The sequence below is a fragment of the Bradyrhizobium sp. NBAIM08 genome, from assembly GCF_020193935.1.
In the GTDB taxonomy this organism is placed as follows: Bacteria; Pseudomonadota; Alphaproteobacteria; order Rhizobiales; family Xanthobacteraceae; genus Bradyrhizobium; species Bradyrhizobium yuanmingense.
On sequence record NZ_JADYVR010000006.1, the window covers coordinates 446,712 to 463,077 of the forward strand.

Here is a 16,366-nt window from a genome sequence, read left to right on the forward strand (position 1 = left end):
CATTTTATCCAAAGGTCCTTCGAGATGAGCTTAAACGCCGCGCATCCGCGCAAGAGCCGTCTGGACATTTCCTCGGGCCGCCTGTTGGCAGTTGCCATTCTGCTCGGATCGACTGGCTCCGCGGCCGCGCTGACCAAGGAAGCAGCGCTCGAGAATTGCCGGATGAGGGTCGGCAAGCCGATCGTGCAGGCCTGCATGCGCGCCGGCGGCGGACCTGCCGGAGGCGCAAATCTCGAAGCCTGCCGGGCAAAAGCAACGCCGCAGGTCAGGGCCTGTGTCATGGCGGCGCTCAATGCCGCCAATGGCCGCGCCAATGTCGCCGTCGAGCTTCCCAAGGAAACGGCGCCCAAGCTCGAGGCAGGCACGGCACTGCCGAAGGATTTCGTCGCCCCGCCGCGCAGCATCTCCGACATCACGGCGATCCTCGACGGCGACAAGCCCAACGAGAAGATGATCGCGGAATTGAAGTCGGAGGCCGACGCCGTGCCCACGGGCAAGGAGTCCCGCCAGGACCTCGCGCAGCTCTATTTCGATCGCGCCAATGCACGCGCGCAGCTCGGCCGGCTCGCCGAAGCGATGGCTGACGCCGACAAGGCCGTGGAGGTCGGGCGCGGCGCAGTCGGCCCGAATTTGCTGGGGCGCATGTTGCAGCTCCAGTCCCTGCAACACTCGCTCGCGGGCGATCCGAAGCGCGCGCTCGAGATCATGCAGAGACTTTTGCGCGAATCGGCCAGCATGCCGGGCGCCAAGGGATTTCAGTTCGTGACAAACCGCGGGATCGCGGTCGTTCTCATCCAGATGGGCGACCTCGCACAGGCCGAAGCCTATCTCCGCCGCACCCAGACCGCGATCCAGGAGGCCCGCACCAGCGGCCATCCCAATTGGCGTGCGGCCTATGCGAAGTTCGGCCAGAGCTGGGAAGGCGAGCTGGAGCTCACTCGCGCCGCGATCTTCGAGGCACGCGGACAGTTCGCCGATGCCGAGGCCGCCTATCGCACCGCCGAGCTGCGCAAGCGCGCAAGCACGAAGGCCATCATGGCGTCGGACAGTGCGCCGGCCGAGACCCTTCTGCTGCAGGCGATCGATGGCACCGTGTTGAGCCAGGCGCGCATGAAGGCGAAGCAGGGCAAGCTGGCCGAGGCCGAGGTGGATGCGCGCCGCGCGCTGCTGTCGCGCCTGAAGGATACCGGCAAGTACAATCCGGTCACGCCGCGCTTCGTCATGGGGCTGGCGGGCATTTTGGTCGACCAGGGCCGCTACGAAGAGGCCGAGAAGCTCGGCCGTGTCGCCCTCGACATCAACAAGACGGTGGGTGTGCCCGAGGATTCGCAGGCGACGGTGCAGTTGCTGTCGCAGCTTGCGGGCATCCTGACGCTTCGCCGCCAGAACGCCGAAGCGGGCGAAATGTTTGCGAGGATAGAAAAGGCCGTCGCCGGCTGGGACCCGCAGCGCCGCCAGGTGTTCGAGCTCAATCCCTCTCGCATCCTGTCCCTCTATGATTCCGGGCAGCTGGACGCCGGCATTGCCGCCGCGGAGCAGCTCGTGAAGAGGCAGATCGCGCGGGTGGGGGAGAATCATTTCGACGCCGCCTCGGCACGCGGCACGCTGGCGGTCGGATTGATGCGCGCCCGCCGCGATGCCGACGCGATCAGGGAGTTCAAGGCCGCCATTCCGGTGATGATGGCGAGCGCCAACGATAACGCCGACGACGAGAACACGACCGTGGTGGCCGCGCGCAGCCAGCGGCTGCAGACCATCGTCGAGAGCTATCTGCTGCTGCTCGGCAGGGTGGAAGGAGGCGGCACCAATGTCGGCGAAGAGACATTCAGCCTGGCCGATGCCGTCCGCGGCCGCTCGGTGCAGCAGGCGCTGGCTGCCTCGAGTGCGCGTGCGGCGGCAAAGGATCCCGCGCTCGCCGAGCTCGTGCGGAAAGAGCAGGATCTGAGCAAGCAGGTCAACGCCCAGCTCGGTACGCTTAACAACGTGCTCGCGCTTCCCGCAGCGGAACGCGACGAGAAAGGCGTGCAGCAGATACAGGCCTCGATCGCAGCGTTGCGCGGCCAGCGCGACAAGGCGCGCCAGGAGATCAAGCAGAAATTCCCGATCTATGCCGATCTCGTCTCGCCCAGGCCGCCGAGCGTCGCCGAGATCCGCGCGACGCTGACCGACGGCGAGGCCATGCTGTCGTTCTATTTCGGCCAGAACGGCAGCTTCGTCTGGGCCGTGCCGAAGTCGGGGCCGGTGGCATTCGCCGCCGTCCAGGCCAGGATCGGCGACATCGAGAGCAAGATACGCAAGCTGCGTGAAGCGCTCGAGCCGCAGGCCGCGATGATCTCGGACATTCCGCCCTTCGATCTCAAGCTCGGCCATGAGTTGTACGAGCTGCTGCTCAAGCCGGTCGAGAGCGGCTGGAAGCCGGCCAAGAACCTGATCGTTGTCACCAACGGTGCGCTGGGCCTGCTGCCGCTCGCCTTGTTGCCGACGGCACCGGCGGAGGTGGCCGCCGACGAAGACCCGCTCTTCGTCGGTTATCGCAACGTGCCGTGGCTGGCGCGAACCCATGCCGTGTCGACGGTGCCGTCGGCGGCGGCGCTGCGCACGCTGCGGCAGTTGCCGCCCGGCAAGCCCGGCCGCGGCGACCTCGTCGCGTTCGGCGATCCCTATTTCAACAGCGATCAGCACGCCGAGGCGGAAGGCACAGGTGAGAAGATTCAGCTGGCCGATGCCGGCGGCAACATCACGCGCGGCGGGCCGCTGAAGCGGCGCAACAGTCCCAAGCTCGACGGCGTCGATAGCGCCGAACTCGGTCTGTTGCCCCGTTTGCCCGACACCGCGGACGAGTTGAAGTCGATCGCGCTGGCCTTGCAGGCGGATCCCTCGAAGGTGCTGTTCCTCGGCAAGAGCGCGACCGAGAGCGCGGTGAAGACGATGAATCTCTCCGGCTTCAGGATCCTGGCCTTTGCGACCCACGGTCTAGTCCCGGGCGAACTCAACGGGCTGACGCAGCCGGCGCTCGCTCTGTCGTCGCCGGTGGTGACGGGCGAGGGCGGCGACGGACTGCTGACGATGGAAGAGATTCTCGGTCTCAAGCTCGATGCGGACTGGGTCGTCCTGTCGGCCTGCAATACCGGCGCCGGCGCCGGCGCAGGGGCCGAGGCGGCCTCCGGGCTGGGCCGCGCGTTCTTCTACGCCGGCACGCGCGCCCTGCTGGTGACGAACTGGTCGGTGCACTCCCAGTCGGCGCGGCAATTGGTGACGGACCTGTTCAAGCGACAGGCCGACGATCCCAAGCTGTCGCGCAGCGAAGCGCTGCGCCAGGCGACGATGGCTCTTGTCGATGGTCCCGGCTATCTCAACAGCGAGGGCAAGACCGAGTTTGCCTATGCGCATCCGCTGTTCTGGGCGCCTTACACGATCATCGGCGATGGCGGCTTGCGTTGACGAATGGGAAAGGGGGCAAGGAAAATGAAGCGGAATGCTCTACTGGCTCTGGTGGCTGCAGGTCTGTTGGCCGCGGGATCCTCGCTCGCCGCGCCATTGATCACGGAAGAGGAGGCCAAGCTGCCGCCTCCCAAGGGCGCGGTCGCCGTCGATCAGCGCGGCATCATGCGCGGCCCGAAGATCGAGTTCGTCTCGCCGGGCGCTCCCGCGAATTCTCCTCTGCGGCTGGTGTTGAAATTCCAGTCCTATGGCGGGGCCAAGATCGATCCGGACTCGGTCAAGGTGATCTTCCTCCGAACGCCGAACGTCGACCTGACGCCTCGGGTCAAGCCCTTCGTGCAGCCAGATGGCATCAACATGCAAGATGCGGAGTTGCCGCCGGGCGAGTACACGATGCGTGTCGACATCAAGGACAGCGATGGCCGGCCGGGCACGACCGTCTTCACCCTGAAGGTTGCGCCCAAGTGAGCTCGCAGGTGAACTCGCAAGTGGCGTGCCTCTACTGCCGGTCGGAAAATGCCGAGGGTGCGCTGGTCTGCGCCTCGTGCGGGCGCGACATCGCCGTTCCCGCCACGTTGCTTGCCGAGCGCGACGATCTCTTGCGCAAGCGCGAGGATCTGCGCGATGAACTGAAGCGGGCCAGAGGCGAGATCGAAGCCATTATGAGGCGAGGGAAGTCGCGCTAGCGATGGAATGTCCGTTCTGCGCCGAGACGATCAAGGACGAAGCCATCGCGTGCAAGCATTGTTCGCGCGACTTGCGCGTCGTGCGACCGACGCTCCTCGAGATCGACGAGATCGTTGCCGAGCTGGACAAGCTCAGGCGGGATCTCGATCGCGTCAACGTCCGTCTCGAGCGCTACAACAATCCGCTGCGCTATTACGGAACGCATGCGGTGCTCTATGTGGTCATTCCAGCCCTGCTGCTGGTGATCGCGCACGTGCTCGTGACCATCACCTTCAACGTGTCCCCGATCCCGCTCCGGATTGCATCGATCGCCATACCGCTGCTGTTCGGCTTCGTGGCTTATCCGTTGCACCGGGTATCCGCCCTGACGGCGTTCGTGCTGGCGTTCCTGGCAGCGGCCGTCAGCGTCCTATCGATGCTGACGGTTACGGGGATCCATGACCATGTTCCGATCCTTCCGACGATCTGGATCGAATGGCGTGAAGTGTTCGAATATGGCGCGAGCATCCTGCTCGCCTTCGTCTCCGGCAACATTCTCAGCGTCGTGATCTTCCAGATCCTGCCGCGTGTGCTGACGCAGGGAGGCAAGCCGAACGCGTTCGCCTTCAGGGTGGCGCGGCTGCTCGGGCAGCATGTCGGCGAGGAACAGCTGCGCCGTCGTGCCCGCTTGATACAGGATCTCATGCAGACCGTCGGGCCGCTCGCGGGCGTTGCTGCGACCGGTATCGGCTCGATCTATGCGGGGTTGAAGGGCTTGCTGGGCTAGCTCGACTGCATCTGTCTCACGGCGCGCCTTCAGGCCTAGCGCGCTTCCACCACCTCGCCGTCCTCTTTCACGAACCGGCCAACCGGATTGTCCAGGAGATCGACCACGGCTTCCGACGGCCGGCACAAGCGCGTGCCCTTTGGCGTCACCACGATCGGCCGGTTGATGAGGATAGGGTGGGCGATCATGACATCGAGGAGCTGCTCATCGCTCCATTTGGGGTCGTCCAGGCCGAGCTCCTTGTAAGGCGTTCCCTTCTCGCGCAGCAGCGCGCGGACCGGAATGCCCATGCTCGCGATCAGTTCCTTGAGCTTGTCCCGCGAGGGTGGAGTCTTCAGATATTCGATGACATCAGGCTCAACGCCGCTCTGCCGGATCATCGCCAGCGTGTTGCGCGAGGTGCCACAGGCGGGATTGTGATAGATCGTGACGGTCATCGAACTGTCTCCGTGATTGCGACCGAGGCGGACGCGCGTGAGCGGCCGAGCAACCAGTTCATCAGCAGCATGCCCGCGAAGGCGCCGCAGAGTTCCGCGAGGATGAATCCGGGCAGGTCAGCGGGGCGAATGCCGGCGAACGTGTTCGTCAGCGACCTTGCGATGGCCACCGCAGGGTTGGCAAACGACGTGGAAGCCGTGAACCAATAGGCGGCCGTGATGTAAAGGCCGACCAGCCAGGGGATGGCCGTCCGCTGAAACCGGATGCCGGCCAGGATCGTCGCGACCAGCCCGAACGCAGCGACCGCTTCGGCGAACCATTGCGGCCCTCCGGTTCGGACCTTGGTCGAGAGGTCGAGCAGCGGCAGGCCGAACATCAGATGCGCCGCCAGCGTTCCCGCGATGCCGCCAGCGATCTGCGCGATCACGTAAAGCGCGGCCTCGTTGACCGGCAGCTCGCGCTTGCCTGTGAAGACGAGCGTCACTGCGGGATTGAAATGTGCGCCGGAGATCGGACCGAGCACCGTGATCAGGACAACCAGGATGGCCCCGGTCGGCAAGGTGTTGCAGAGCAGCGCAAGGGCGACGTCCTTGGTCAGCGTTTCCGCCATGATGCCGGAGCCGACCACGGTGGCGACGAGAATACCCGTGCCGAGCGCTTCAGCCGCGAGGCGCCGCGGGAGATCGAAACTGTCCATCAGCCGGCTCGCTCCTTTCGTTTTGGCGAGCAGCACGATTGCAAGGTCTCGACGACGGGCTCGCAAACCTCCGGCCGTCCGCCGCAGCAATCGCGCAGCAGGAAGAGCGCGACGTCGCGGAATTCGCCGAGATTGGCGCGGTAGACGATCGAGCGACTGTGCCGCTCGGAGGACACGAGGCGGGCGCGGCTCAGAATCGACAGATGCGCCGACAGCGTGTTTTGCGGGACTTCCAACAGGCGGGCGAGATCGCCGGCCGCAAGACCGTCAGGCTCGTGCCTGACCAGCGTCCGGAACGCCTCCAGACGGGTCGGTTGAGACAGCGCGGCGAGCGCCAGGACGGCTTGCTCTGTTTCCATATATCCAGATTTATGGAATTATAGGGGGCAAGTCAATCTGGAAACCTCCGGTCCATGGAGTGAGCGGTAATTTCCAATATTCTAGAAATATGGTTTGACGATTGATGCGCACGGGCGCATCATGTCGCGCATGAAGATCGACGACGCAGCAGCACGCCTGGAAGCCCTGGGGAATCGGACCCGCCTGCAGATTTATCGCGCGCTGGTCCGGGCCGGGCACGCGGGCATGCCGGTCGGCCGGTTGCAAGACAAGCTGAAGATTCCGGCGTCGACGTTGTCGCACCACATCAAGACGCTGGTCTCGGTCGGATTGGTCAGTCAGATCAGGGAATCGACGACCCTGATCTGCCGCGCCAATTTCGATGCCATGCGCGGGCTGGTCGATTTCCTGGCCGCGGAGTGCTGTGCGGAAGAAGCGGGATGCAAGGCTGCGCAGACCGCAGCCTAACTCATTTGGCCAGTTATTCCATAATTCTAGAAGGATGGAGAGTTCGGAATGGACAAGACGGTAGCCATCATCGGGGCGGGGCCGGTCGGCCTCGCGGCCGCCGCTCATGTGCGCGAACGCGGCATGTCCCCTGTCGTGCTCGAAGCCGGACCCGAGGCCGGGCATGCGGTGCGGCAATGGCAGCACGTCCAGCTCTTCTCGCCCTGGGAATACAACGTCGACAAGGCCGCGGCGCGCCTGCTTGCGCCGACGGGATGGAATTCGCCGGACCCGAGCTCCTATCCGACCGGCGGCGAACTGATCGAGCGCTATCTTGCGCCGCTGGCAACGCGAACGCCGCTGCGCGAGACGATCCGGACCTCGAGCCGAGTCACCGCGATCAGCCGCGCCGGCTTCGACAAGGCCAAGACGAAGGGGCGGGACCAGGCGCCGTTCGAAATCCGCTACCAGAACGGCAAAGGCGATGAGGTGCTGCGCGCCGATGCCGTCATCGACGTCTCCGGCACGTGGTTCTCGCCCAATCCCGCCGGCAGCAACGGTCTGCCGGCGCTCGGCGAACGCGAATGCGCCGGTCGCATCGCCTATGGCATGCCGGCGGTGCGCGGCTCCGCTCGCAGCAGATATGCGGGCAAGGCCGTGGCTGTGCTCGGTGCCGGCCATTCCGCGCTGGGCACGCTGATCGATCTCGCGCGGCTCGCCGAGGAGGCGCCCGGCACCAGGCCCGTTTGGCTGCTGCGCGGCGACGATCCGGCAAAGGCCTTTGGCGGCGGCCGCAACGACAAGCTTGCCGCGCGCGGCGAGCTGGGGTCAGCCTTCGCCGCGCTGGTGACTGCCGGAAAGATTGCGGTCGAGACCGGCTTCGCTGTCACTCACATTTCGGAGATCGAAGGCCGCCTCAGGATTTCGGCAGGCGCCGGCGTGGCTGCGCGGACTGTGGTTGCCGATGAGCTGGTGGTGTCGACCGGCTTCCGGCCCGATCTCTCGCTTCTTTCCGAGCTGCGGCTGCGGCTCGATCCGGCGATCGAGGCGCCCCTCGCGCTCGCGCCGCTCATCGACCCCAACGAGCATAGCTGCGGAACGGTGCGGCCTCACGGCGCGCGCGAGCTGGCGCATGATGAGCCGGGCTTTTATCTCGCCGGCATGAAATCCTACGGACGTGCGCCGACCTTCCTGATGATGACCGGATACGAGCAGGTCCGATCGATCGTCGCCGACATCGCCGGCGACAAGAAGGCCGCGGCACGGGTCGAGCTCGTGCTCCCGGAGACCGGCGTCTGCACACGCGCCGGCGTGGAGTCCTCCGCCGCAGCGGGATGTTGCGGCGGCCCGGCCAAGGCCGAACCTTCGGCCTGCTGTGCCGCCGATGAATCCGCCAGGAAGGCGGGCGGTGCGGGGTGCGGCTGCTCATGAGCCGAGGCACTGCGGGCCCGCTCACCGTCGTCATCGCGCTCGGCACCGCGCAGACCATCGCGTGGGCGTCGAGCTACTATCTTCCTGCGATCCTGGCCGCGCCGATCGCGAGCGATCTCGGACTAGCGCCGACTTACGTGTTCGGCGCGCTGTCGGGAGCGCTCGTCATCTCCGGCCTGCTTGGTCCGCGCGTTGGGCACGCCATCGATACGTTCGGTGGGCGCGGCCTGCTTGCCGTCTCGAACCTCGTTTTCGCGGCGGGCTTGCTGCTGCTGTCCGTGGCCTATGGCGTAGCGGTGCTTATCGCAGCCTGGATCCTGCTCGGGATCGGCATGGGCATGGGCCTCTATGAAGCCGCGTTCGCGACGCTTGCGCGCATTTACGGCGCCAATGCGCGACGAACGATCACCGGCATCACCCTGATCGCCGGTTTCGCCAGCACACTCGGCTGGCCGCTCACGACATGGCTCGCCACGGAGTACGGCTGGCGCGCGGCCTGCCAGCTTTGGGCGGTGATCCACATCGGCCTTGCCTTGCCGCTCAACCTTGCGCTGCCCCGTGCCGCTCCGTTGCATCAGGAGGCCGGACCGAGCACGGGCGCAAGCCAGCAATCCGGCCGCCAGAGCGAAACCTTTGCAATGATATTGCTGGCGTACATGTTTGCGGCCGCGAGTTTTGTCAGCTCCGGAGTCTCGGCCATTCTGCCCACCATGCTGGTCGCGTTCGGTGCCACGCCGGCACAGGCGTTGCTGGCGGGAGCACTGGTCGGACCGGCGCAGGTCGGCGCCCGCCTTCTGGAAGCAGGATGGCTTGGCCGGTTTCATCCGCTGCTGTCGGCGCGGCTCGCCATGCTCATGAATCCGATCGGGGTGCTTGCGCTGGTTGCGGGCGGCCCTTTGCTCGCACCGCTCTTCACGGTGCTGTATGGCGCGGGCAACGGCATCATCACCATTGCCCGTGGTACGCTGCCGTTGGCGCTGTTTGGGCCGGTCGGGTTCGGCAGACGGGTCGGGATGATTTCGCTGCCTTCCAGGGCAACGGGCGCCTTCGCGCCGCTTGCGCTGGGACTGATGGTGGAGCATCTCGGCAGCAGCGCGCTCTGGATCGGCGCGCTGGCCTCGGTCTCTGCGTTCTTCGCGCTTCTGCTGCTCCGTGGGGATCACACGACATGAGTCGCTGTCCGATGGGAGGGGAACATTCGTAGCTTGCGCGGCTGGCCGCTGATTGCGGTGATGTGTATCGGCCAGCTCGGCAATCTGCTGCCGCACGTGACGTTGTCCGCGAATTTGGCCCAGCATCTGATGCCGGTGTGGGGATTGTCCGCCGCCGAAGGCGGGATGATGGCGAGCGGCTACGCGTTTGGCTACATGCTGGCGGTGCCCGTGCTGACGACACTGACCGATCGCATCGACGCACGGCTCGTGCTCCTCGGCGGCTCTGTCGTCAGCGGACTTGCGACCGTCGCGTTTGGCATCTTCGCGCAAGGCTTCTGGTCGGGGACCATCATCTGGTCGCTCGCCGGCCTTGGTTTTGCCGGTGCCTACATGCCGGGGCTCAAGGCACTGACGGACCGGCTGCCCGCCGGCGACACCTCGCGGGCGGTCACGCTCTACACGTCGAGCTTCTCGGTGGGCGTCGGCCTGTCGTTCCTGATCGCCCAAGTCCTCGCCGACGGCTGGGGATGGCGGACCGCGTTCTACGTGACCGGCATCGGTCCCATCGCGATGGTGGTCGCGTGTCTCTTGATCGAGAGCCGCAGTCCCGCTCCAAGATCAGGACGCCTTTTGAACTTTGCGCCCGTCTTGGCCAACCGCAAGGCGCTCGGTTACATCTTCGGCTACGGCGCGCACTGCTTCGAGCTCTACGGCATTCGCACCTGGCTGGTCGGGTTCTGGACCTACGTCGTCGCGCATCAGGGTGCGCCCTCATGGCTGAGCCCGGTCCTGATGAGCTTCTGCTTTGCAGTGATCTCCATGCCGGCCAGCATCCTCGGCAACGAGGCCGCACTGAAATTCGGGCGACATCGGGCGATCACGGTCGTGATGATCGCCTCGGCTTGCGTTGCCCTCGTCATCGGCCTGAATGCGACGGCTCCAGCATGGGTGCTGGCGCTGCTGCTGATGATCTATGGCCTGACAGTGCCAGCGGATTCCGGTGCATTGACAGCCGGGATGTCGGCCGCGGCTGTCTCGGAGCATCGCGGGGCGACTCTCGCCCTGCATTCGACCGTCGGGTTCGGCCTATCGGCGATCGGAGCCTGGGGAACCGGGGTTGCCCTCGATGCCGCTGGCGGCCCCCAGAGTGCAGAGGGCTGGTTGCTGGCCTTCATCGTGCTCGCGGCGGGATCGCGCTCGGCCCGCTCGCCTTGCTATGGTCGCGGACGGCGCGGTCCGGCGAGCTGGTATCGAAGTCGCAATAGGCGAGGCAGGATGCGGGCGGTCGGCCTGACAGGCCTCGGAGCCTCGGTCACGAATGCTTGACTTTGATCAAAGAATGCATTCGGCCGCAGACTATGGTACTCAGGCAACGTTGCGGTTCCCAAAGGTATCCAAAAGGTTAAAAGCACGTTTCATGCGGATCGTTCGGACCATCCTGGCATTCGCCATCGCCATCTCCCTGGCGATGCTGCCGGCTGGCGCGTCCGCTTCCGGCGTCGCGATGTCGTCGGGTGACATGAAGGCGGCCATGCAGGTCGGCGGCGACGACGATATGTCGGTGCACGATTGTTGTCCCGACATGAAGGGAACGGGCTCCGACACCGGCTACCAATGCGGGATGGGCTTCTGCTGTGTCGGCGGCACCGTCGCACTGGCAGACATTCGTCCCCTGGCGTTCGAATTCCTTGCCGTCGCGGCAGCGGAAACCGCTATTCCTGCCGATCAGGTCGTCGACTCGCGCGGCGGCAGTCCTCCCTTCCGGCCTCCTCGAATCTGATCTCTCAAGACGCGCGCGGGCACGCCCCGCGCGGCGATGACTGATGTGCGCATTCAAGCGTCGCGGTCGAGATCAATTCATGAGGACAGGACAATGCTTTCCAAGTTCAGCACCGCGGCTGTTGCCGCCACCCTTTCGCTCGCCGCTTCAGTCGCCTTGGCGGGTGCCGGCGATTACGCTTTCGAGCCGGTCAATCCCGAGATGAAGAAGGGCGACGACGTCACGCTCGCCGTTCGCCTGACCAACAAGCAGACCGGCAAGCCGGTGCCCGACGCCGTCATCTTCAAGACGCGCGTCGACATGGCTCCGGACGGCATGGCCGAGATGGAATCGGCGGTCGCGCCACTGCCCTCCAAGGAGCCGGGCGTCTACGCCTTCAGGACGGACCTGCCGATGGCCGGCCGCTATCAGGTCACGCTCTCGGCGAAGGTGCAGGGCGAGCCTGAGACGGTCACCGGCAAGGTCATCGTCAAGGCGATCAAGTGAGCTTTCGGGCGCCGTCGGACGGCGCCCGAACTTCTCTTTCCCATTCACATGGACGCGCGCTCCGAGCGCGCGAAACAACCATGAAGACGTTGCGTCTCTTGACGACTCTCGCTCTCGGCAGTGGCCTCGCCCTTGGCGCGTACTGGTTCTCGAACGAGGGGCGCTGGTCGGTCCATGCCGAGGTGACCCCGGCTGCGGCGCCAGCGGACCGGACTCCGCTCTACTATCGCGATCCGAGCGGCGCGCCGCTTTGGTCCGCCGGGCCAAAGAAGGACGACCGCGGGCGGGACTATCTGCCGGTCTACGATGACGACAAGGCCGCCCAGGCAGAGCCGAAGCCACCGCAGGCGGCTTCATCGCGAAAAATCCTCTACTACCGCAATCCGATGGGGTTGCCCGACACCTCGCCGGTGCCGAAGAAGGATCCGATGGGGATGAACTATGTCCCCGTCTACGAAGGCGACGACGCCGATGACGGCACGGTGAAACTGTCGCCCGGCAAGATCCAGCGCAGCGGCGTGAAGTCCGAGCCGGTGGCGCGGCGATCGGTCCAAGTCCTGGTCAAGGCGCCCGGTACGATCCAATTGGACGAGCGCCGCGTCTCGGTGATCGCGATGCGGGCCGAGAGCTTCGTGCAGAAGATCGCGGACGTCACCACCGGCTCCCGCGTCAAGGCGGGCCAGCCGCTGATGGAGATCTACAGCTCGGCGGTCGCCTCCGCGGCGGCCGACTATCTCGCGACCATCACCTCCAAGACCGTCGGCGGGGTCGAGATCTACGGCCGCGGCTCGCGGCAACGGCTGATCAATCTCGACGTCCCCGAGCGGGTGATCGCCGAGATGGAGAGAACGCGTGTCGCGCCCGTCACCATCCATTGGTCGGCGCCGCGCGACGGGATCGTGCTCGAGCGCAACGCGATCGAAGGCATGCGCGCCAATCCCGGCGACGTGCTGTTCCGCATCGCCGACACCTCGCTGGTCTGGGCGCTGGTCGACGTCGCCGAGCGCGATCTCGGCAACATCGCGGTCGGGCAGTCCGTCGCGGTGCGCGTGCGCAGCTTCCCCGGCCGAAGCTTCACCGGCAAGATCGCGGTGATCTATCCGCAGGTGAACCGCGAAACCCGGACGGTTCGCGTCCGCATCGAGCTCGCCAATCCCGAAGCGTTGCTGCTGCCGGACATGTATGTCGATGCCGACGTCGACACGGCCGATAGCGCGCTTGTCCTGACGATCCAGGACAGCGCGGTGCTCGACACCGGCACGCGGCAGGCCGTCCTCGTCGACAAGGGGGACGGGCGCTTCGAGCCGCGGGAAGTGAAGCTCGGCCGGCGCGGCGGCGGCTTTATCGAGGTGCGCGACGGCCTTGCCGAAGGCGAAGCGGTGGTCACATCAGCCAACTTCCTGATCGATGCGGAAAGCAATTTGAAGGCCGCGCTCAAAGGCTTTGCCGAGGCTGCGCCTCAAGCCTCCGACGCCGGCCATGCGACGGGAGAGCACAAATGATCGCCCGCATCATCGCCTGGTCGGCGCGCAACCTGCTGCTGGTGCTGTTCGGCACCGGCTTTGCGGCGGCCGCCGGCTTCTACGCGCTGCTGCATCTGCCGCTGGATGCGATCCCCGACCTCTCGGACACCCAGGTCATCGTCTACACCGAATATCCTGGCCAGGCGCCGCAGGTGATCGAGGACCAGGTCACCTATCCCTTGACGACGGCGATGCTGACCGTGCCGAAATCGAAGGTGGTGCGCGGCTTCTCCTTCTTCGGCGTGTCGTTCGTCTACGTGATCTTCGAGGACGGCACCGACATCTATTGGGCGCGCTCGCGCGTGATGGAGTTCCTGAACGGCGCCACGTCGCGGCTTCCCGTCGGCGTCACCCCGACCATCGGGCCCGATGCGACCGGCGTCGGCTGGGTCTACCAATACGCCGTGATGTCGAAAGAATTGAACCTCGCCGACACGCGCACGATCCAGGACTGGAATCTGAAATTCGCGCTCGCCAAGGCCGAAGGCGTGGCCGAGGTCGCCAGCATCGGCGGCTTCGTCAAGCAGTACAACGTGGTGCTCGACCCGCAGCGCATGCGCGACCGCGGCATCAGCATGCAGAAGATCCGGGAGGCGATCCGTGCCAGCAATGCCGACGTCGGCGGCCGCACGGTCGAGCTGTCGGAGTTCGAATACGTCATTCGCGGCAAGGGCTACATCAAGAGCATCAACGATCTCAGCAACATCGTCCTGAAGACCAGCAACGGCACGCCGGTGCTGCTGCGGGACGTCGCCAATGTCGAGCTCGGACCCGACGAGCGGCGCGGCATTGCGGAGCTGAACGGCGAGGGCGAGGTCGCAAGCGGCATCGTGCTGCAGCGCTTCGGCGTCAACGCGCTCGACGTCATCGAAAACGTCAGGAAGCGTTTCAAGGATATCGCGAGCAGCCTGCCGAAATCGGTCGAGATCGTCCCGGTCTACGACCGCTCGGGCCTGATCTATTCGGCGATCGACACGCTCAAGCACACGCTGTTCGAGGAGAGTATCGTCGTCGCGCTCGTCTGCATCGTGTTCCTGCTCCATGTCCGCAGCGCGCTGGTCGCGATCTTGATGCTGCCGGTCGGCGTGCTGATGGCGTTCGGCGCCATGAAGCTGCTGGGCCTGGGATCCAACATCATGAGCCTCGGCGGTATCGCGATCGCGATCGGCGCCATGGTGGATGCCGCGATCGTCATGATCGAGAACGCGCACAAGCATCTCGAGCGCGCCGAGCCCGGTCAGTCGCGTGTCCAGATCCTGATCGACGCGGCATCCGAGGTCGGGCCGGCGCTGTTCTTCAGCCTGCTCATCATCACCGTCTCGTTCATGCCGATCTTCACGCTGGAATCGCAGGAGGGGCGGCTGTTCAGCCCGCTGGCGTTCACGAAGACCTTCGCGATGGCGGCCGCGGCCCTGTTGTCCGTCACGCTGGTGCCGGCGCTGATGGTGATCTTCGTCCGCGGCAGGATCGTGCCGGAGAGGAAAAACGTCATCAACCGCTTCCTGATCTTTATCTACCGCCCGGTCATCAAGGGCGTGCTGCGCGCCAAGACGCCGGTGATCCTGGCTTCGCTGGTCGTGCTCGCCGTTACGATCTGGCCGGCGCGGCAGCTCGGCACCGAGTTCATGCCGACGCTGAATGAGGGCACGCTGCTCTACATGCCGACGACGCTGCCTGGCATCTCCGTGACCAAGGCGGCCGAGCTGATGCAGACGCAGGACCGCATCATCAAGTCGTTCCCGGAGGTCGAATCGGTCTACGGCAAGGCGGGGCGGGCGGCGACCGCGACCGATCCGGCGCCGACCGAGATGTTCGAGACGGTGGTCAGTCTGAAGCCCAAGGAGCTTTGGCGGGAAGGCGTCACCATCGACGGCCTGATCGCGGAGATGGACAAGGCGCTGCAGTTTCCGGGCGTCTCCAACGCCTGGACCATGCCGATCAAGGCGCGCATCGACATGCTGTCCACCGGCATCCGCACCCCCGTTGGCGTCAAGGTGATGGGCACCGACCTCGTCGAGATCGACCGGCTGGCGAAGCAGGTCGAACGGGTGATCAAGACGGTGCCGGGCACCTCATCGGCCTATGCCGAGCGCGGCATCGGCGGCTACTATCTCGAGATCGTCCCGGATCGCGAGGCGCTCGCCCGCTATGGCATCCTGATCCAGGATGTTCAGGACACCATCGCGGCGGCGCTCGGCGGCCAGACCGTCACGACGACGGTGGAGGGGCGGCAGCGGTTCACGGTGAACATGCGCTATCCGCGCGACCTGCGCGACAATCCCAAGGCGATCGCCAGCGATATCCTGGTGCCGATGCCCGCAGGCGGCGCGGTGCCGCTCGGCGAGGTCGCGAAGGTCGAGCCGGCGCGGGGGCCGACCTCGATCCGGACCGAGAACGGCCAGCTCGCGACCTACGTCTACGTCGACATCCGCGATCGCGACATCGGCAGCTACGTCGCCGATGCGCAACGCGCCGTGACTGACAGCATCCAGTTCCCATCAGGATATTACGTGGTCTGGAGCGGTCAGTACGAATATCTCCAGCGCGCCGCGGCGCGCCTGAAGATCGTGGTGCCGGTGACGCTGACGATCATTTTCCTGCTGCTGTACCTGAATTTCAGGGCCATGACCGAAACCCTGATCGTGATGCTGTCGCTGCCCTTCGCGCTGGTCGGCGGCATCTGGATGATGTGGTGGCTCGGCTTCAGCATGTCGGTCGCCGTCGCCGTTGGCTTCATCGCGCTTGCCGGCGTCGCCGCCGAGACCGGCGTCGTGATGCTGATCTATCTCGAGCATGCCCTGGCCGAGATCAAGGCGACGTGCAGCGCCGAGGGCAGGGGCCTCACCCGGCAGGATCTCCACGAGGCGATCATGGTGGGCGCGGTCGAGCGCGTCCGTCCCAAGATGATGACGGTCGTCGCCATCATGGCGGGCCTGCTGCCGATCATGTGGAGCACCGGAACCGGGTCGGAGATCATGCAACGAATCGCGGTGCCGATGATTGGCGGCATGATATCGTCGACGCTGCTGACGCTGATCGTGATCCCGGCGATCTTCGGGTTGGTGAAGGGTGTCCGCCTGCCGCCCACGCGCGACGACAGAGAACAACCGGCTGAGATGCACAAGCCGATCGGCGCCAGATTGCGCGTCGTGGAGCCGGCCGGATGAGGCGAGCCGT

The 16,366-nt window shown here is 65.6% G+C and carries 14 protein-coding genes and 1 pseudogene; 12 read left to right on the plus strand and 3 right to left on the minus strand.

The window, feature by feature from the left end:
• Nucleotides 1–24 precede the first annotated feature (24 nt).
• The 4 genes from I6F37_RS23005 to I6F37_RS23020 are packed head-to-tail and all read left to right on the plus strand — an operon-like array spanning nucleotide 25 to nucleotide 4,894.
• Nucleotides 25–3,441, plus strand: coding sequence for a CHAT domain-containing protein (locus I6F37_RS23005; protein ID WP_036005899.1), 3,417 nt, complete (start codon nucleotides 25–27; stop codon nucleotides 3,439–3,441).
• A gap of 24 nt (nucleotides 3,442–3,465) precedes the next feature.
• Nucleotides 3,466–3,909, plus strand: coding sequence for a hypothetical protein (locus I6F37_RS23010; RefSeq protein WP_036005897.1), 444 nt, complete (start codon nucleotides 3,466–3,468; stop codon nucleotides 3,907–3,909).
• 8 nt (nucleotides 3,910–3,917) lie between these two features.
• Complete coding sequence (locus I6F37_RS23015) at nucleotides 3,918–4,127, plus strand: hypothetical protein (RefSeq protein WP_036005954.1); 210 nt, start codon at nucleotides 3,918–3,920, stop codon at nucleotides 4,125–4,127.
• 2 nt (nucleotides 4,128–4,129) lie between these two features.
• Nucleotides 4,130–4,894: a hypothetical protein gene (locus I6F37_RS23020; RefSeq protein WP_036005895.1), complete on the plus strand. Its 765-nt coding sequence runs from the start codon at nucleotides 4,130–4,132 to the stop codon at nucleotides 4,892–4,894.
• Nucleotides 4,895–4,929: 35 nt separating this feature from the next.
• Here the strand turns inward: I6F37_RS23020 and arsC are convergent, their stop codons facing one another.
• Genes arsC through I6F37_RS23035 form a run of 3 tightly spaced genes read right to left on the minus strand, consistent with a single transcriptional unit; the run spans nucleotide 4,930 to nucleotide 6,388 of the window.
• On the minus strand, nucleotides 4,930–5,331 hold the full coding sequence (arsC, locus tag I6F37_RS23025) for an arsenate reductase (glutaredoxin) (RefSeq protein WP_036005892.1): 402 nt from the start codon (nucleotides 5,329–5,331) through the stop codon (nucleotides 4,930–4,932).
• Complete coding sequence (locus tag I6F37_RS23030; protein WP_036005890.1) at nucleotides 5,328–6,029, minus strand: MIP/aquaporin family protein; 702 nt, start codon at nucleotides 6,027–6,029, stop codon at nucleotides 5,328–5,330. Before I6F37_RS23030 ends, arsC begins: the two co-directional genes overlap by 4 nt.
• A complete protein-coding gene (locus I6F37_RS23035) occupies nucleotides 6,029–6,388 on the minus strand; it encodes a helix-turn-helix transcriptional regulator (protein ID WP_036005887.1) in 360 nt (119 codons plus the stop codon). Before I6F37_RS23035 ends, I6F37_RS23030 begins: the two co-directional genes overlap by 1 nt.
• A gap of 130 nt (nucleotides 6,389–6,518) precedes the next feature.
• Here I6F37_RS23035 and I6F37_RS23040 point away from each other — a divergent pair, with 130 nt between their 5' ends.
• The 8 genes and pseudogenes from I6F37_RS23040 to I6F37_RS23075 all read left to right on the plus strand — a co-directional run bounded on the left by I6F37_RS23040 (nucleotide 6,519) and on the right by I6F37_RS23075 (nucleotide 16,356).
• Nucleotides 6,519–6,836, plus strand: coding sequence for a helix-turn-helix transcriptional regulator (locus I6F37_RS23040; RefSeq protein ID WP_036005951.1), 318 nt, complete (start codon nucleotides 6,519–6,521; stop codon nucleotides 6,834–6,836).
• A gap of 48 nt (nucleotides 6,837–6,884) precedes the next feature.
• Nucleotides 6,885–8,246 (plus strand): NAD(P)-binding domain-containing protein, encoded by a 1,362-nt coding sequence (locus I6F37_RS23045; RefSeq protein ID WP_036005885.1) that lies wholly within the window; start codon nucleotides 6,885–6,887, stop codon nucleotides 8,244–8,246.
• Nucleotides 8,231–9,418, plus strand: coding sequence for an MFS transporter (locus tag I6F37_RS23050; protein WP_085968926.1), 1,188 nt, complete (start codon nucleotides 8,231–8,233; stop codon nucleotides 9,416–9,418). Before I6F37_RS23045 ends, I6F37_RS23050 begins: the two co-directional genes overlap by 16 nt.
• 60 nt (nucleotides 9,419–9,478) lie before the next feature.
• Nucleotides 9,479–10,665 (plus strand): annotated as a pseudogene (locus I6F37_RS23055) (MFS transporter).
• A 53-nt stretch (nucleotides 10,666–10,718) separates the two neighbouring features.
• Nucleotides 10,719–11,180 carry a hypothetical protein gene (locus I6F37_RS23060; RefSeq protein ID WP_306469147.1) on the plus strand — a complete coding sequence of 154 codons (462 nt, stop codon included), beginning with the start codon at nucleotides 10,719–10,721 and terminating at the stop codon, nucleotides 11,178–11,180.
• Nucleotides 11,181–11,273: 93 nt separating this feature from the next.
• Nucleotides 11,274–11,666 carry a FixH family protein gene (locus I6F37_RS23065; protein WP_036005880.1) on the plus strand — a complete coding sequence of 131 codons (393 nt, stop codon included), beginning with the start codon at nucleotides 11,274–11,276 and terminating at the stop codon, nucleotides 11,664–11,666.
• Between the two features lie 80 nt (nucleotides 11,667–11,746).
• Complete coding sequence (locus tag I6F37_RS23070) at nucleotides 11,747–13,168, plus strand: efflux RND transporter periplasmic adaptor subunit (protein WP_036005877.1); 1,422 nt, start codon at nucleotides 11,747–11,749, stop codon at nucleotides 13,166–13,168.
• Nucleotides 13,165–16,356, plus strand: coding sequence for an efflux RND transporter permease subunit (locus tag I6F37_RS23075; RefSeq protein WP_225152772.1), 3,192 nt, complete (start codon nucleotides 13,165–13,167; stop codon nucleotides 16,354–16,356). The genes I6F37_RS23070 and I6F37_RS23075 overlap by 4 nt, the downstream gene beginning before the upstream one ends.
• Nucleotides 16,357–16,366 lie beyond the last annotated feature (10 nt).

What these genes read in the sequence shown, in the direction of transcription:
- I6F37_RS23040 (WP_036005951.1), top strand. Translation starts at nt 6,519, where the DNA reads ATGAAGATCGACGACGCAGCAGCACGCCTGGAAGCCCTGGGGAATCGG.
- I6F37_RS23020 (WP_036005895.1), top strand. Translation starts at nt 4,130, where the DNA reads ATGGAATGTCCGTTCTGCGCCGAGACGATCAAGGACGAAGCCATCGCG.
- I6F37_RS23030 (WP_036005890.1), bottom strand. Translation starts at nt 6,029, where the DNA reads ATGGACAGTTTCGATCTCCCGCGGCGCCTCGCGGCTGAAGCGCTCGGC.
- I6F37_RS23035 (WP_036005887.1), bottom strand. Translation starts at nt 6,388, where the DNA reads ATGGAAACAGAGCAAGCCGTCCTGGCGCTCGCCGCGCTGTCTCAACCG.
- arsC (WP_036005892.1), bottom strand. Translation starts at nt 5,331, where the DNA reads ATGACCGTCACGATCTATCACAATCCCGCCTGTGGCACCTCGCGCAAC.
- I6F37_RS23070 (WP_036005877.1), top strand. Translation starts at nt 11,747, where the DNA reads ATGAAGACGTTGCGTCTCTTGACGACTCTCGCTCTCGGCAGTGGCCTC.
- I6F37_RS23060 (WP_306469147.1), top strand. Translation starts at nt 10,719, where the DNA reads ATGCTTGACTTTGATCAAAGAATGCATTCGGCCGCAGACTATGGTACT.
- I6F37_RS23075 (WP_225152772.1), top strand. Translation starts at nt 13,165, where the DNA reads ATGATCGCCCGCATCATCGCCTGGTCGGCGCGCAACCTGCTGCTGGTG.
- I6F37_RS23045 (WP_036005885.1), top strand. Translation starts at nt 6,885, where the DNA reads ATGGACAAGACGGTAGCCATCATCGGGGCGGGGCCGGTCGGCCTCGCG.
- I6F37_RS23065 (WP_036005880.1), top strand. Translation starts at nt 11,274, where the DNA reads ATGCTTTCCAAGTTCAGCACCGCGGCTGTTGCCGCCACCCTTTCGCTC.
- I6F37_RS23010 (WP_036005897.1), top strand. Translation starts at nt 3,466, where the DNA reads ATGAAGCGGAATGCTCTACTGGCTCTGGTGGCTGCAGGTCTGTTGGCC.
- I6F37_RS23005 (WP_036005899.1), top strand. Translation starts at nt 25, where the DNA reads ATGAGCTTAAACGCCGCGCATCCGCGCAAGAGCCGTCTGGACATTTCC.